This is a genomic window from Anaerozeibacter quisquiliarum, assembly GCF_051162045.1.
GTDB classification, from domain to species: Bacteria; Bacillota; Clostridia; order Christensenellales; family Aristaeellaceae; genus Anaerozeibacter; species Anaerozeibacter quisquiliarum.
Window position 1 is genome coordinate 46104 of sequence record NZ_JBISDI010000016.1, and the last position, 15271, is coordinate 61374.

At 66.7% G+C, this 15271-nt stretch carries 11 protein-coding genes and 1 pseudogene; 7 read left to right on the forward strand and 5 right to left on the reverse strand.

Features of this window, described 5'->3' with window-relative positions:
- Positions 1–129: 129 nt before the first annotated feature.
- The 3 genes from ACH6CV_RS08865 to ACH6CV_RS08875 all read left to right on the forward strand — a co-directional run bounded on the left by ACH6CV_RS08865 (position 130) and on the right by ACH6CV_RS08875 (position 4141).
- Positions 130–630, forward strand: coding sequence for a YdeI/OmpD-associated family protein (locus tag ACH6CV_RS08865; RefSeq protein WP_456357824.1), 501 nt, complete (start codon positions 130–132; stop codon positions 628–630).
- A 120-nt stretch (positions 631–750) separates the two neighbouring features.
- Entirely contained in the window at positions 751–2514 is a 1764-nt protein-coding gene (locus tag ACH6CV_RS08870) for an ABC transporter ATP-binding protein (RefSeq protein ID WP_456357825.1), read from the forward strand.
- Entirely contained in the window at positions 2504–4141 is a 1638-nt protein-coding gene (locus tag ACH6CV_RS08875; RefSeq protein WP_456357826.1) for an ABC transporter ATP-binding protein, read from the forward strand. Before ACH6CV_RS08870 ends, ACH6CV_RS08875 begins: the two co-directional genes overlap by 11 nt.
- A gap of 10 nt (positions 4142–4151) precedes the next feature.
- On the opposite strand, the pseudogene ACH6CV_RS08880 reads toward ACH6CV_RS08875, so the two are convergent.
- Positions 4152–4285: pseudogene (locus ACH6CV_RS08880) on the reverse strand (DNA-3-methyladenine glycosylase I); the annotation flags it as partial.
- A 5-nt stretch (positions 4286–4290) separates the two neighbouring features.
- Positions 4291–4785, reverse strand: a complete 495-nt coding sequence (locus ACH6CV_RS08885; protein WP_456357827.1) for a hypothetical protein — start codon at positions 4783–4785, stop codon at positions 4291–4293.
- Positions 4786–4878: 93 nt separating this feature from the next.
- Here ACH6CV_RS08885 and ACH6CV_RS08890 point away from each other — a divergent pair, with 93 nt between their 5' ends.
- On the forward strand, positions 4879–5049 hold the full coding sequence (locus ACH6CV_RS08890; RefSeq protein WP_456357828.1) for a DUF362 domain-containing protein: 171 nt from the start codon (positions 4879–4881) through the stop codon (positions 5047–5049).
- A gap of 218 nt (positions 5050–5267) precedes the next feature.
- On the opposite strand, the gene ACH6CV_RS08895 is transcribed toward ACH6CV_RS08890, so the two are convergent.
- The 3 genes from ACH6CV_RS08895 to ACH6CV_RS08905 form a co-directional block, all read right to left on the reverse strand.
- Positions 5268–6161 (reverse strand): ROK family protein, encoded by an 894-nt coding sequence (locus ACH6CV_RS08895; RefSeq protein WP_456357829.1) that lies wholly within the window; start codon positions 6159–6161, stop codon positions 5268–5270.
- Between the two features lie 315 nt (positions 6162–6476).
- Positions 6477–7154, reverse strand: a complete 678-nt coding sequence (locus tag ACH6CV_RS08900) for a methyltransferase family protein (RefSeq protein WP_456357830.1) — start codon at positions 7152–7154, stop codon at positions 6477–6479.
- 325 nt (positions 7155–7479) lie between these two features.
- A complete protein-coding gene (locus tag ACH6CV_RS08905; protein WP_456357831.1) occupies positions 7480–8646 on the reverse strand; it encodes a D-alanyl-D-alanine carboxypeptidase family protein in 1167 nt (388 codons plus the stop codon).
- Between the two features lie 138 nt (positions 8647–8784).
- On the opposite strand from ACH6CV_RS08905, the gene ACH6CV_RS08910 reads away from it, so the two are divergent.
- The 3 genes from ACH6CV_RS08910 (at position 8785) to ACH6CV_RS08920 (ending at position 15263) form a co-directional block, all read left to right on the forward strand.
- Positions 8785–10749, forward strand: coding sequence for a polysaccharide biosynthesis protein (locus tag ACH6CV_RS08910; RefSeq protein ID WP_456357832.1), 1965 nt, complete (start codon positions 8785–8787; stop codon positions 10747–10749).
- A gap of 123 nt (positions 10750–10872) precedes the next feature.
- Positions 10873–12111 (forward strand): Y-family DNA polymerase, encoded by a 1239-nt coding sequence (locus ACH6CV_RS08915; protein ID WP_456357833.1) that lies wholly within the window; start codon positions 10873–10875, stop codon positions 12109–12111.
- A 113-nt stretch (positions 12112–12224) separates the two neighbouring features.
- Positions 12225–15263, forward strand: a complete 3039-nt coding sequence (locus ACH6CV_RS08920; RefSeq protein ID WP_456357834.1) for an Ig-like domain-containing protein — start codon at positions 12225–12227, stop codon at positions 15261–15263.
- Positions 15264–15271 lie beyond the last annotated feature (8 nt).

A 15271-nucleotide genomic window follows, 5' to 3' on the forward strand; every position in this document is an offset into this window, starting at 1 on the left:
GCGCCGCGCGCAAATGGATGCATTTGACTTGGAAACCGAGGGGGAAAAACCCTTGGAAATAATTTGAAAATCTGGATTTGGGGTATATTTCTGTATCATAGGGTCCGCATGGACGAAGGAGGTCATGGCATGCGTATCGTATTTGAGGCAACGCCGTCGACGGCCGGGGCGCGCAGGATCGTGCGGCTGCCGGCAGACGCCAGCGGGCAACTGCCCTCCCGCGGCATGGCGATGGTGCGGGGGACGTTGGGCGGCGCGGCCTTTGAGGCGGCCGTTGAGCCGGACGGCAAGGGCGGCCACTGGCTTGAACTGGCGCCGGGCCAGGCGGGTGAGGGAACGCTGCGCTTCGACGTGGAACCGATCGACAAGTGGCCGGAGCCGGACATCCCGCGCGACATCGCGGACGCGATCGTCCGGGCCGGGCTCACCGGCCGTTGGGACGACCTCACCGCCAAGGCGCGCTGGGCGTGGTTCCGGTGGATACGCGCCGCCGCCAACCCGGCGACGCGCCAGAAACGGATCGAGGTGGCCTGCTCGAAGCTGAGCCGCGGCGATCGGCGGCCCTGCTGTTTCAACGCCTCCGGCTGCACCGTGCCCGACGTGTCCAAATCGGGGATATTGATTGATTGAATGCACGCAGCCATCGTGATATTGCATGCACACCGAAGGGCACACAAACGCCGATTATGTGCTATAATGACTGCGAAGACGCAACGCACGGAGGCCACATATGGAAGGAGCTCCTTCGAGATGACCGGCCCTAAGAAAATCAGGAATGTCGAGCGGCCGGATCGCATTGTCTCCTATTTCAAACTGGAGCGGTGGCCGCTTGCGCTGACCACCGTGTCGGGCGTGCTGTACAATGTCGGCATGATCGCCGGGCCTTATTTTGAAGGCCGGCTGGCGCAGACGCTGCTTGACATTTCGGAGGGCAAGCAGGATTTCCCGGCGATGGTGTCGCTGGCAATGATCTACCTGGCCGTGATACTCGCCGTGCAGTCGATGCGCGGCGTCAAGCGGTTCTACGTGCGCCGGTTCGCCAACAACGTCAGCCGCAACATGCGCCACATGCTCTACAACAGCCTGGTGAACAAGGACAGGGAAGAGCTGGAGCGGGAAGGCCTGGGCGCGGTGATGACCAAGGCGGTGGCCGACGTGGATGCCTGCGTGGAGGGCATGCGCAAGTTCACTACCGAGGTGTTTGATACCGGCGTGGTGCTGGTCTCCTATCTCGCGCTGCTGCTTGCCTACGACTGGCGGCTTGCGCTGCTCTCGGGCGCGTTCACACCCGTCGCCTACGTGCTGGCCGGTCGGCTCAAGGGCCGCGTCGCGCGCTATAACATGGCGTACAAGCACAGCGCCGGCCGGCTGAACGCCGCCTCTATGGATCGGATATCGAATGCCGTGACCTACCGGGCGTACGGCTGCGAACAAGGGCGCGACGCGGCGTTTGAAGCGCATTTGGACGATTACGAAAAAAAGGCCGTCGCGGCCAACCTGTGGGAGAACAGCATGCAGCCGATCTACCACATCATCTCGATGTGCGGCGTGATCCCGGTGCTCTACCTGGGCGGGAAGAACGTGCTGGGCAGCGGTTGGGCGAATTGGGACATCGCGGCGTTTACCGCCTTCTTGGCCTGCTTTGCCAGGATGGCGCTCAAATCCTCCAGGGCGGCCAGGCTGTTTAACGCCGTGCAAAAGGCGCGGGTGTCCTGGGATAGGGTTAAGCCGCTGATGCGGGAATACGTCGAGCCGGATACATCGACGACGATAAATTTTTCGCGGCCGGTGGAACTGGAGATCTCCGATCTGTCGCTCGCCTGGCCGGGCGGGCCGAAAATCCTCGACGGCATTGCGCTGTCCGCCCGCCCGGGGCAGATCGTCGGCGTGACCGGGCCGGTGGCCTGCGGCAAGTCCACGCTGGGCAAGGCGCTCATCGGCGAGGCGCCCTATACGGGCGACATCCGCGTCGGCGGCCGGGCGCTCGCTGCGCTGAGCTTATATGAGCGCAGCCGGCTTATTACCTACATGGGCCACGAGCCGGAACTGATGAGCGACAGCGTCGAGGAGAACATCCGGTTGGGCGAGGCGAAGGATGCCGCGCCCTATCTGGAAGCGGTATGCCTGGCGGACGAGGTCGCACAGATGCCACAGCGCGCCGCCACCCCGGTCGGCGGCGGCGGCGTACGGCTGTCGGGCGGGCAGCAGGCGCGCCTTGCGCTGGCGCGCACGCTGTACAACGCGCGGGGTATCTTGGTGCTGGACGATCCCTTCTCGGCGGTGGACAAAAGCACCGAGCGCGCGATCTTCGACAATCTGCGCAGGATGGCCGCCGATAAGATCGTGATCCTGATTTCCCACCGGCTGTATATGTTCTCGCAGCTCGACCGCGTGCTGTACCTGGACGGCGGTGCGGGCGTTCTGTCCACGCATGACGAACTGATGCGGGATAACCCCGCCTACGCGGAACTGTACCGCGCGCAAGTGGATGGGGGTGACGCGCGTGAAGCATAGGCGCGGTCTGGGCGGCGTGGTGCGCGGCATCGTCTCGGCCGCCAAGAGAGAGACCCTGCTGACCGGGCTCGTGATCGCGCTGTCGATCGGGGCGGCGCTGCTGCCGCCGCTGGTCCTGGAGCGCATCGTCAACCGGCTGACCGCGCGGCAGTCGATCCCGCTCAACCTGGCGCTTGAGTACTTTGGGCTGCTGGCGCTGTCGGGGCTGCTGGAATCGGGCCAAAATGTCATGATAACCCTGTTCGGGCAGAAGATCACCCACGCTCTGCGCAGCGCCATGTGCGCGAAGCTCACATGCCTGCCCGCCGCCTACTTCACGCGGCACGAGCCCGGGGAGATCACCTCGCGCTTCGTGAACGACGTGGATGTGGTGGACTCGCTGTTTACCAACGGCATCATCGGCATGGTCGCCGACGCGTTCAAGGTGCTGAGCGTGCTGGCGGTGATCTTCATAAAGAGCAGGGGCTTGGGCGTTATGATGCTGCTGGTCACGCCGCCGCTGTTCTTCATGACGCGCCTGTTCCAAAAGCGGATGCTGGCGGCGCAAATCAAGAACCGCGTCGCCGTGGGCAAGGTGACGGGCCACGTGCCCGAAACCATCTTGAATATCCGCATGATCCGCAACCTGTTCCGCCAGCAGTACATGGAGCGCAGGTACGACGACTACATCGGGGAGAGCTACCGCGCGACCGACGCGGCCAATGTGTACGATTCGATCTATTCGCCGATCGTGATTGTCATCGGCTCCTGCGTGATCGCGCTGATGATGGTCGCCGCGGCACGGGGCTACGGCATGCAGGCGTTTTTCGGCATGAGCGTGGGCACGGCGGTGGCGGTCATCGCCTATGTCGGCAAGGTGTTCGAGCCGCTCGAGAGCATCGGCATGGAGATTCAAAACATCCAGTCCGCCGTCGCGGGCGTCGTGCGGATCGACGAATTTATGCAAGAGCCGGAGCGGGCGGCAGCGACCGGCCGGATCGACCGCAACGCCGATCCCTGCATTGAATTCGACCATGTGCGCTTTGCGTACGACGACGATGACCCCGTGTTCGACGACCTGAGTCTGACGGTTGCGCGCGGCGAGGCGGTGACCCTGGTGGGACGGACCGGCGCGGGCAAGAGCACCGCGTTCCGGCTGCTGCTTGGCCTGTACAGCCCCGAGCGAGGCCGGGTGCTGGTGGACGGCGCGGAGGCTTCGGGCATCCCCGACGCCGAGAAGCGCAAGCTGTTCGGCTATGTGGAGCAGTCGTTCCGCCTGGTGAGCGGCACGGTGGCCGATCAGATCGCGCTGTTTGACCCCGCCATCACGAGGCGGCAAGTCGAGGATGCCGCGCGGCTCGTGGGCCTGCACGAAAACATCCTGCTGCTCGAACAGGGCTACGATACGCCCGCCGACAAGGCCGCGTTTTCGAAGGGCCAGTTCCAGCTGCTGTCGATCGCGCGGGCGGTAGCCGCCGAGCCGCACATTCTGCTGCTCGACGAGATCACCGCGAACCTCGACAGCGACACCGAGCGCCACGTGCTGGACGCGCTGGAGCGCGCCTGCGCGGGCCGCACGGTGCTGTCGATCTCCCACCGCCTGCACGAACGCGCGCAGGGCCTGCGGCTGGTGCGGATTGGGGAATGAAGGCAAGAGGCGACGATGCCACCTGCCGGCCCTCCAGGATCAGCGCCTTGAACAGTTGGCGGTCGTCGTGGACCGGTACGCCCCATGCCCTGTCGCGGTATGCTTGCTCAGATCGCTCCTGTTCGCCCAATCGCAGCGTTTGATCCCGCCTATCGCCATCCCTCCGCCGTAAGAGGCGCCCGATACGCGCGCTCCCGCCGCGCCCAGGCGCGCAGGAACGGTTCGATTTCCGCGTCCGCCGCGAGCATCCGCACGGCCTCGCGCGCCGCCTCCACAAAATCCGGGGCCAGCCCCATGATGCCGCTGCCCATCAGCGGGCACATCGCCCACGCCCGCCGGTCGAGCCGCACGTCCCACGCGCCGCCCCGCCTCACCGGCGTCAGCGGAAAAATCCGGCATCCGAGCGGCCGCTTTGCGCGTTCGCAATGTCCCTCGCACACCAACGTGACGCCCGCATCTGCTTCCTCGAGCCGCGCCCAGCCGACTGCCCCGATCAGCGCCCGTTCGCCCGGGAACAGCTGCACCGCGCCCTGTCCGTCCTCGTCGGGCGCGCAGCACGCCGCGCCGCACAGCGCCCCGCAATCCCCCTTGAGCGGCGTGCAGGCCCCGAGCAGCGCCCAGGCGTTTTCCAATGCGTTCGACATGTTCCTCACATCCGTTTCCGTTTCGAAAATACATTTGCAATTTGTACGGATCAATGCTATAATGCCCTGAGAAAAATATGGAGGTGTATTCCCATGGCCTATGCGATTTCCGACGAGTGCATCAACTGCGGCGCGTGCGTCGACGCCTGCCCCACCGGCGCGATTTCCGAGGGTGCGAGCAAGCACGAGATCGATGCCGACACGTGCATTTCCTGCGGCGCCTGCGCCGACGTGTGCCCGGTCAACGCGCCCGCCGAGGCGTAATATCCGTAATATCCGACCCTCGTCTACAGGCGGAGGCGACCCGCAAGGCCGCCTCCGTTTTTTATGCTTTCTTTAAGGGTTGATGGTACGGCCGCTCATGGGGCGTCTTCCGCCGCCTTTTCGCCTTCTGTGTGCCGCTTCCGCTAAAAATACCCCCGGTATTCCTGCGCAGACGCCTTGCAGGGAACAAAAACTCGACGAATCCCACCCCATTCGGGTCATGCCATCAGCCCCTGCCCCCGCGCCGCGCGCGCGGCCAGCAGCAGCGCGCCGGTCACGCCGCTGTTGACGCCCAGCCCCGGCGGCACGATCATCCGGTCCAGGTGGACCAGCACCTTGTCGTGCGCCACATACCCGCCCAGCAATTTGAGCGTCTGCTCGCGCACCATCGGGAACAGAAAATCCTTAAGCATCACGCCGCCGCCCAGCACGATCATCTCGGTGGACAGCACCGTGATCGCCATGACGCACAGCTGCGCCAGGTAGTACGCCTCGATCGCCCAGCCCACGTGGCCACGGGGCAGATCCTTCGACGAGACGCCCCAGCGCGCGTCGAACGTCGGCCCCTTCGCCAGCCCCTCGAGGCAGCCCTTATGGTACGGGCAGAACCCGTCCGGCGCGGGATCGTCCGGATGCGGGCGCAGGATGAAGTGCCCGGCCTCGGGGTGCACCAGTCCGTGCACGATTTCGCCGTTTACGATCACGCCGCCGCCGATGCCGGTGCCCACCGTGACGTACACCAGGTTCTTTATACCCCGGCCCGCGCCCATTTGAAGCTCGGCCAGCGCCGCCGCGCCCACGTCGGTGTCGATGTCGGCGGGCACGCCGAGCGCCTCCGTCAGCTTCGGCAGCAGCGCGCAGTCGACCCACGCAAGCTTCGGCGTGGTGGTGATATGGCCGTAGGTCGGCGACGATTTGTCCAAGTCGAGCGGGCCGAACCCGGCCACGCCCAGCGCTTCGATCTGCTTGTCCGAAAAATACGCGATGATCTGCGGAATGGTTTCCTCCGGGGTAAGCGTAGACAGGCTGACCCGGTCGAAGATTTGTCCGCGCTCGTCGCCCACCGAACAGACCATCTTGGTTCCGCCAGCCTCCAGTGCGCCCAGCCGCATCGGCTTCACATCCTTTTCATGTGGATGCCTTATTCTACCACAAGCCCTCGCGTCGTTCAAGCCTGCGCGGCGCATAATGAAGCGCGCCGCGCGCGACAATAGGGGTGGAGGTGGAGAAGTCATGTCAAACCGCAAGGAGAGCGAACTGCGCACCACGGACGCCAACGACACCCAGAAAAAAGAGACGCAAAAGAATCTGCCGCGAGGCCTGAACAAGCGCGGCAACCAGAAGAAGCGGTAGGTAAGCGCCGGTCAAATCCCACGCATGCTTTAACCGGCGCTTATCGAACGGCCACGGATGTTGCGGCAGGCGGGCTACCAGATGTAGGGAATCAACCGGTATCGGGTTGCTTGCATGTATTCAGGGTAGCCCGCCAGCCCGGCCGCGAGCACGGCCTCCTCGTTTCGGATGCGCAGCGCCAACGCGAAGGGCAGCAAAAGCATGGGCGGCAGCGCGGCGTAGGATGCCAGCACGAACGGCATGGAGAGGAACAGCATAAGACTCGCCAGGTACATGGGGTGGCGGACCACGGCGTACAGCCCGGTGGCGATGACCGCCTGACCCGCCTGCACCTCCACCACCCGCGAGGCGTGCGCGTTTTGCAGGATCACCGCGCCAAACAGGCCGTATCCGAAGGTTAAGGCGGCCAAGCCTGCGAACGATGTCCACATGGGCATTGTCGTCCACCCAAGGCGATGGTCGAGCCCCGCAAGCGCGAAAGAGGCGCAGAGCAGCAGGCCGATCAGGGCGACACAGCCCTTTTGCGCCCGCTCGGATTCCACGGCCTTGAGGCGCCTTTTGAGCGTATCGGGGTGCTTGGACCACAAAAACAGCCCCAAGCCCAGCATCAGCGCGGCGAGCGCGCCGATGAGCATCCACCCACCGGCATAGCGCAAGCTGCCCGCGGCCCCGAAGATCACCAACCCCATCAACGCAAGGCCCGACATGCCCTTGACCAGCATGATAAACAGCAGCCGCATCCGATCGCGCATGGCACACGCCCCCTATGAATTGTATCGGCGCCCTGTTGAGCGCCTGCTGTCTACGGATGGATGATTATACCATATCGCCCGCCGAGTTGCCAGCATGCGGCAAATGGGGGCGCGGTTTACGCGGCGGGGATTCGCTCCCTGCGGCCGCATCGGGGCCGCCGCGCCGCCGTCGCCCGGAACCGGCCGCGTTTCTCGTGCCTGGGCGCCGGATACGGCGGCGCGGGGGACGGGGGAACGCCAAGGGCCCCGCCCCCCGGATCCCGCCAAAGGGCGAGCCCTCCGGACGCCCATAATCGCTCACGCGGGGTGGTTACGGCAAGCGCCGTCAGGCGGCGCTGTACAGCCACCTGCGAATCAGCATCCTCCACCCGTCAAAATACCCTCGCCGCTCGGCCGCTTCCGCGGCCACCACCGGCACCCGGCCCACGAGCCGGCCGTTCAGCAGCACGTCCACGTCGCCCACCTGCTCCCCTTCGGCGATCGGCGCGGCCAGGCGCTCGGGCAGCGCGGGGGTCAGCTCAATGTCCTGCTCCTCGCCCTTGGCGATCAGCAGCGTCAGGTTCTCGCCCAGCATCAATTCGATCGCCTGCCGGTCGCCGCCGTCGATCGGCAGCTTGCCGCGTATCCGCGCGCCCCGCTCCGCGACCGCGTACTTGCGGTAGTTGGCAAAGCCGTAGTCCATCATGGCGCCGGCGACAGCGAAGCGCTGCTTGCTGGTCTCGGCCCCCAGCACCACGGCGATCAGGCGCATCCCGCCGCGCGAGGCGGAGGCCGCCATGCAGTAGCCCGCTTCACTGGTCGAGCCGGTCTTGATGCCGTCGCAGCCGTCGTAGAGCCGCGTCAGCCGGTTGGTGTTGGTCAGCTCGGTCACCCGCGCCCCGGGGTGCTCGATCACGTCCATCCAGATCGTCGAGTAGTCGAAGAAGAGCGCGTGGCGCACGAGCTCGCGCGCCATCGCGGCCACGTCGCGGGCGGTGGTTACATTGTTCGCGGCGGGCAGCCCGGTCGCGTTGACGAAGTTGCTGCCCGTCATGCCCAGTTCCCGTGCGCGCTCGTTCATGCGCTGCACCATGGCCTGCTCGGAGCCGAACAGGAACTCGGCCAGCGCCACGGTGGCGTCGTTGGCGCTGGCCACGATCATGCTCTTGAGCAGCGCGGATACGCTCTGCTGCTCGCCGGCCTCGAGCAGCACCTGCGACCCGCCCATGCCGGCCGCGCGCGGCGATATGCTCACCATATCTGAAAGTGTCGCGCGGCCTTGCTCGATCGCCTCGCAGGCGAGCAGGATCGGCATGACCTTGGTGACGCTGGCGACGCTCACGCGCTCGTCGGCATTCTTTTCAAAGACGACCTGTCCGCTATCGGGCTCGAGCAGCAGCGCGCTCTCGCACTCGAGCGCGATCGGCGGTTCGGCCTCGAGCGCGGCGTATGCGGGGGTGCTGGTAAGCAGCAAGGCCAAGCATAAAAACGCCAGCAGCCTCTTCGGCATCATGATCCCCTCCCCGGCTTGTTTGCTTATGTCTAATCCTACCCGCGGCCCGTCCCGATTATGCCATGTTGCGCTTTGACGCCCTGAATGGTATAATGACACCATTCATAGACTGCGCCCGATCGCGCAAGGGGAGACGATATGCCAAACACCAAGCAGGCGGCGCGCTGGCGGCACGCGAGCAAGATGGCGCTGCAGATCATGATCGACGTGGTGATCGTCAACGTATCGTTCCTGGCGGCGCTGTATCTGCGCTACGAGAAGGCGGTGCCCGGTTCGGTGCTGCAGCGCTACGTCAACATCTGGCCGGTGTTGACGCTTTTCTGCATCGCCGCCTTCTGCGTGACGCGCGTGTACAGATGCCTGTGGCGCTACGCCAGCATCGGCGAGGTGCTGCGGCTGTTGCTGGGCACCATACTGGGCATTATGGCCACCTACGCGTTCGCGGTGGTGGCCACGGCGCTCGAGCGCACGGGCACGCGGCTGTCGTTCTTCCAGTACATGCTGGGGTTGGTCGGCAACAGCGTGCGCATACAGGCCAACAGCTTCCTGCACGGCAAGGTGGTCTACGGCGTGGCGTGGCTAATCATGTTCCTGCTGATCGCAGGGCAGCGGTTCAGCATCCGGCTGATAAACCAGCTGGGCGTCAAGCGGCGCGCAATCAGCCCCGAGCAGCGCCGGCGCGTGCTGGTGGTGGGCGCGGGATGGGGCGGCGCGACGGTGATCCGGGAGATGGCCGCGCGTGGCTACCGCGAGGGCATGCCGGTGGTGGTCGTAGACGACGACCCGGCCAAGGCCAGGACGCTGCTCAGCGGCGTGCCGATCGCGCCTTCTACCGAGCGCATCCCGGAATACGTCAAAAAATACCAGTGCAGCGACATCGTGATCGCGATCCCATCGGCGTCCGGCGCGCAGATGCGCCGCATCATGCAGGTGTGCGCGTCGACCGGCTGCAAGCTGCGCATGGTGACGGCGATGCAGGACGTGACGGGCGGGCCGCAAAGGGTCAGCGCCATGCGCGACGTGAACATCGCGGACCTCTTGTGCCGCGAGGAGGTCAAGCTGGACATGGCCTCGATCGAGGCGTACCTGACCGGCAAGTCGGTGCTGGTGACCGGCGGCGGCGGCTCGATCGGCTCGGAGCTGTGCCGTCAGATCGCGGCGTTCGCGCCATCGCACCTGATCGTGTTCGATATTTATGAAAACAACGCCTATGAGCTGGAGCAGGAGCTGCGCAGCCGCTTCGGGGATAAGCTCAAGCTGACGGTTTTGATCGGCTCGGTGCGCGATAAGGCGCGGCTCGACGAGGTGATGGGCGAGCATAAGCCGGACGTGGTGTTCCACGCGGCGGCGCACAAGCACGTGCCGCTGATGGAGGATAGCCCGTCGGAGGCGGTCAAGAACAACATCTTCGGCACGTGGAACGTGGCCGAGTGCGCGGCGCGGCACGGGGTAAGGCGCATGGTGCAAATCTCGACCGACAAGGCGGTCAACCCGACCAATGTGATGGGCGCGACCAAGCGCGTGACCGAGCGGATCATCCAGCACATGGCGCGCCATTCGCAGACGCGGTTCATGGCGGTCAGGTTCGGCAACGTGCTGGGCTCGAACGGCAGCGTGATCCCGCTGTTCAAGAAGCAGATCGAGATGGGGGGGCCGGTGCGGGTGACGCATCCGGAGATCACGCGGTTCTTCATGACGATTCCCGAGGCGGCGCAGCTGGTGCTGCAGGCGGGCGGCATCGGAGAGACGGGCAGCATCTTCGTGCTGGACATGGGCACGCCGGTCAGGATCGTGGATCTGGCGCGCAACCTGATTCAGCTCGCGGGGTTCACGCCGGACGAGGAGATCAAGATCGAGTTTTGCGGGCTCAGGCCGGGTGAGAAGCTGTACGAGGAACTGGCGATGAGCGAGGAAGCGGAGACGCTGCACACGACCTGCCACGATAAGATTATGGTACTGAGCGCGATGGAGATGGACGAGGCGCTGTTTTTGAAGCAGCTGAACGCGCTGGATGCCGCGATGGACGAGGGCGAGGAAGCGGTGCGCGACGCGCTGCGCGCGCTGGTGCCGTCCTTCAGGGAAGATCAGCGCAAGGCGGGGTAGAGGCTAGAGGTAAGCGGCAGGGGGAATTCCCCCTGCCGCTTTTTTCGCTCCACCCCTTGACAAACACAAACGAATGTTCTAAAATAGCGATGAGAACATATGTTTGCCTAGGGGGATTGTCCTATGGAACGCGTCATCCTGCACGCGGACGCGAACAGCTTCTACGCCTCGGTGGAACTGCTGGGCCGCCCGGAACTCAAAACGCAACCCGTCGCCGTGTGCGGCGACTCGGAGGCGCGCCACGGCATCGTGCTGGCCAAGAACCAGCCAGCGCGGGCCATGGGGGTGGCGACCGGCGAGCCGATCTGGCAGGCGCGGCGCAAGTGCCCGGGCCTGGTGGCGCTGCCGCCCCACTTCGATCAGTACATGCGCTATTCGCGGCTGCTGCGTGACATTTACGCCCAATACACCGACCGGGTAGAGCCCTACGGGCTGGACGAGGCGTGGCTGGACATCAGCGCGCCGGGGGTCACGGTGGCGGCGGGCGAGCGACTGGCCGACATGATCCGGCTTCGCTCGCGCGCGGAGCTGGGCATCACGGTGTCGGTGGGCGTGTCGTTTGGCAAGGTGATGGCGAAGCTCGCCTCCGACATGAAGAAGCCCGACGGCACCACCGTGCTTAAGCGCGACGACTTTCAAGCGAAGGCCTGGCCGCTGCCGGCGGAGGCGCTGCTGTACGTGGGCGGCAGTACGCTTGCGCAGCTTACGCAATTGAACATCCGCACGATCGGCGACCTGGCGCGCTCCGACGAGGCGGCGCTGACCTTAAAGCTCGGCAAGCACGGGGCCATGCTCAAGGCGTTTGCGCTGGGGCTGGACGCAGGAGAGGTCGCCGAGGACGGCGCGCACATACCGCCGCGCAGTGTCGGCCACAGCGTGACGCTGCCCAAAGATGTGGAGACGCCGGAGCAGGCGCGCTGCGTGCTGTACCAACTGGCCGAGGCGGTGTGCGCGCGGATGCGGGAACAACACCTGGCCGCGGGCTGCGTGAGCATCGCGCTGCGCGCGCCCGACCTCAGCTGGCGTTCCCGCCAGATGCCGCTTTTGCCCGAGAGCTGCCTGACCGGCGAGGTGGCCGCGGCGGCCATGCGGCTGTTCGAGGCCGGCGCGTCGCCGCTGCCGCTGCGGAGCATGGGCTTGACGTGTTCGCGGCTGACCCCCGCGCGGGGCGCGCTGCAACTGGACTTTCTGGGCGAGAGCGAGCGCCGCGCGCGCGCAATGCGGCTGGAGGACGCGCTCGACGCGCTCAAGGCGCGCCACGGCCACCGCGCGGTGCGCCGGGGTGTGGAGCTGTGGGACCGGCGGCTGAGCGCCGACCCGCTTAAGGAGCGAGACGAGATGATCCCGTTTCACGCGGTATGATACCAACCGGACGACGAATGTGAGCTTCAAAGATTTGTTATTGATTCGTTATTGACGCTTCCGATGCCGAGGGGATATAATTTCAAATATATGGCAGGAACGGGGGCGGTCGCGTGGGCGGAAAGTGGATGGGCGTTTTGATGGCGTTGCTGTTGGCCTTCGTTACGCCTGCGGCGCGCGCTGAAGGGCCTGCCCCCGATCCGATCCTGGTCGAATCCGTTGCGCTGTCAACCCTGGGCGAAGCCCATGTGCGGGTGGGGGAGACGCTGCAAATTCTCTCCGAAGTGTTGCCGACGGATGCCGCCGACCGCGCGCTTAACTGGTCGGTTGACGACGAGACGCTGGCGACGGTCGACGGCGCGGGCTTGGTGACCGGCGTCAAGCCCGGCAAGGTGACCGTGCGCGCGGTCGCGCGCGACGGAGGCGGGGCGGCCGGCGCGCTCGAGGTCGAGGTAAGGCCCGTATTGGTCGAGCGGATCGAGCTGTCGCTTGCCCAAAAGGCGCTGTGCTACAATGCGCGCTGGCCCATCGAGGCGCGGCTGACGCCTGAAAATGCGACCGATCCCGCGCTCGTATGGACGAGCGGCGATGAATCGATCGTCGAGATCGTGGAAGACGAGGGCGGCAACCGCTTCCTCAAGGCGGGGGACAAGGCGGGGCGGGCGGTGGTCGCGGCGACCGCGGCTGACGGCGGCGGGGCCCAGGCGCTGTGCGAGGTGGAAGTGGCCACGCCGGTCGAGGAGATCCTGATCGACATGAGGGGCGTGGAAAGCATCCTGCGCGGCGAGCAGATCGAATTCACGGCCGATGTGCTGCCTTCGGAGGCGTCGGGCGAGCTGCGCTGGGAGAGCGGCGACCCCTCGGTCGCGACGATTGAGCGGACGGACGAGGGCGTGCGGCTTGTGGGCGTGGGCGGCGGCGAAGTCGCGTTGATCGCCCGGGCGCAGGACGGCAGCGGGCGCGAGGGCCGCGCGCGGATCATGGTGCGCGTTCCGGTGGAGGAAGTCCGGCTGCCCGAAACGTGCGGGGTGTTCCTGGGCCGGCAGCGGCCGTTGACGGCCGAGCTGCTGCCCGCGGACACCACCGACCGGCTGGTGCGCTTTGAAAGCCGCGATCCGGCCGTCGCGGCCGTGGACGAGCGGGGGCAGGTGCGCGGGGTGTCGGTGGGCGTCGCCGAGGTGGTCGCGCGCTCGGCGGCGGATCCGGACGTCTGGGACGTGTGCGACGTGGTGGTGACAGCGCCGGTCACCGCGATTGTGCTGGACGCCGAGGACGCGGAGGTCGGCGTGGGCGGATCGATGTGGGTCGTCGCCACGGTGTCGCCGGCGGACGCGGGCAACCGCGGCGTGCGCTTTGAGAGCAGCGACCCTTCCGTGCTGCGAGTCAACGATTGGGGCGTGGTGACAGGTGTGAGCGCGGGCGAGGCCGTCGTGCAGGCAATCGCGCTTGACGGCAGCGGCGTCATGGGCGCGATGGCCGTCGCCGTCCGGGAGAAGCTGAGCTCGATCGCGCTGCCGGGTACGGCGGCGCTGCTGCCGGAGGAATGGATGCAACTGACGCTCGTCACGCGCCCGATCGGGCTCAATCCGGGCGCGATCGAGTGGAAGAGCGGCGACGAAGCGGTGGTGACGGTGGTCGGGGACGGTTGGGTGCGCGGCGTCGCGCCGGGCGAGGCTGTGGTCACGGCGACCGCCGAAAACGGCTTGGTCGCGCGCTGCCGGGTGAAGGTGTCGCACAGGCTGTCGGCCATCGAACTGTCCGATGAGCGCGGCGCGCTGGCGGCTGAGACCTACGAGATCGACCGCGGGCAGACGAAGGCGCTGCGCGCGGCCGCGCAGCCGGCCGGCATCCCGGTCGAGTTTGCGTGGACGAGCAGCGACGCTCGGGTGGCCTCGGTCACGCGGGAGGGCGCGCTTTACGCCCGCAAGCCGGGCGCAGTCACCGTCACCGTGACCGCGCGCGCGCTGGACGGCGGGCAGAAGGTGTCGCGCAGGCTCAAGGTGCGGGTGATCGAGTCGGTTTCGAAGGTGGTGCTGCCCGAGCGGATCGATGTGCTCGCCGGGCGCGGCGTGCGCGTATCGGCAAAGCTTGAACCCAGGCAGGCGACCCATCGGGGCATCGCCTGGGCCACCGGCAACCAAGCGGTGGCGACGGTCGACGAGAAGGGCGCGGTGCGCGGTGTCGCGCCGGGCGAGACGGTGCTGACCGCCACCAGCCACAACCGGCTGGTGGGGCTGAGCCGCGTGGTGGTGTCGCGCGCGGTGCAGTCGATCGCGCTGACCGCCGTGCCGGCCCGGCCCAGCCTGAGTCCCGGCGACCAGATGACGCTGCAGGTCGCAGTGCTGCCCGCGGAGGCCGGGCAAGGCGTGTCGTTTGCGAGCAGCAACGCGAGGGTGGCGAAGGTGTCGGCGGAGGGCGTGGTGACCGCGCGCAAGCCCGGCACGGCGCGCATCACCGCGACCGCGCGCGACGGAAGCGGCGCGAAGGCACTGCTGACGGTTCGCGTGCTGGCGGCGGTCGACTCGCTGAAGCTCGACCGGCGCGAGCTCACGCTGTACGTAAACGGCTCGGGCGCGGCGGCGCCCGCCACGGCGCGCCTCAAGGCAAAGCTCACGCCCAAGACCGCCGCGAAGCACGCGGTTGCGTGGAGCTCGAGCGAGCCGGACGTCGCCACGGTCGACGAACACGGCGTGGTGACCGCGCGGCGCGACGGTCTGGCGATCATCGTTGCCTCGACCGAAAACGGCCGGTCCGACCGAGCCGCGGTGTGGATCAAGACACTGCCCACGCAGGTCGCGCTGGCCCGCGATCAGATTGTGCTGGCGGCCCGAACCGCGTTCGACCTCAGGGAAGGCCTTGAGATGGACGGCACCGAGGACGCGCTGCGCTGGACGAGCTCAAGGCCCGCCGTCGCCAAGGTATCCAAGGAGGGCGTGGTGCGCGCCGGCGCAAAGCCCGGCCGCACGACGGTCACCGCCGCGACCAAGAACGGCCTCAAGGCCAGCTGCATTGTGGAAGTAACCGCGCAACAGGCCACGCCCGCGCCGACGGGTGAGCCGACGCCGGGGCCCACGGGGGAGCCGACGCCGGGGCCCACGGGGGAGCCGGCGGCCGAACCGACGACGGAACCGACGGGGGACCCGACGCCGTAGGGGCGACA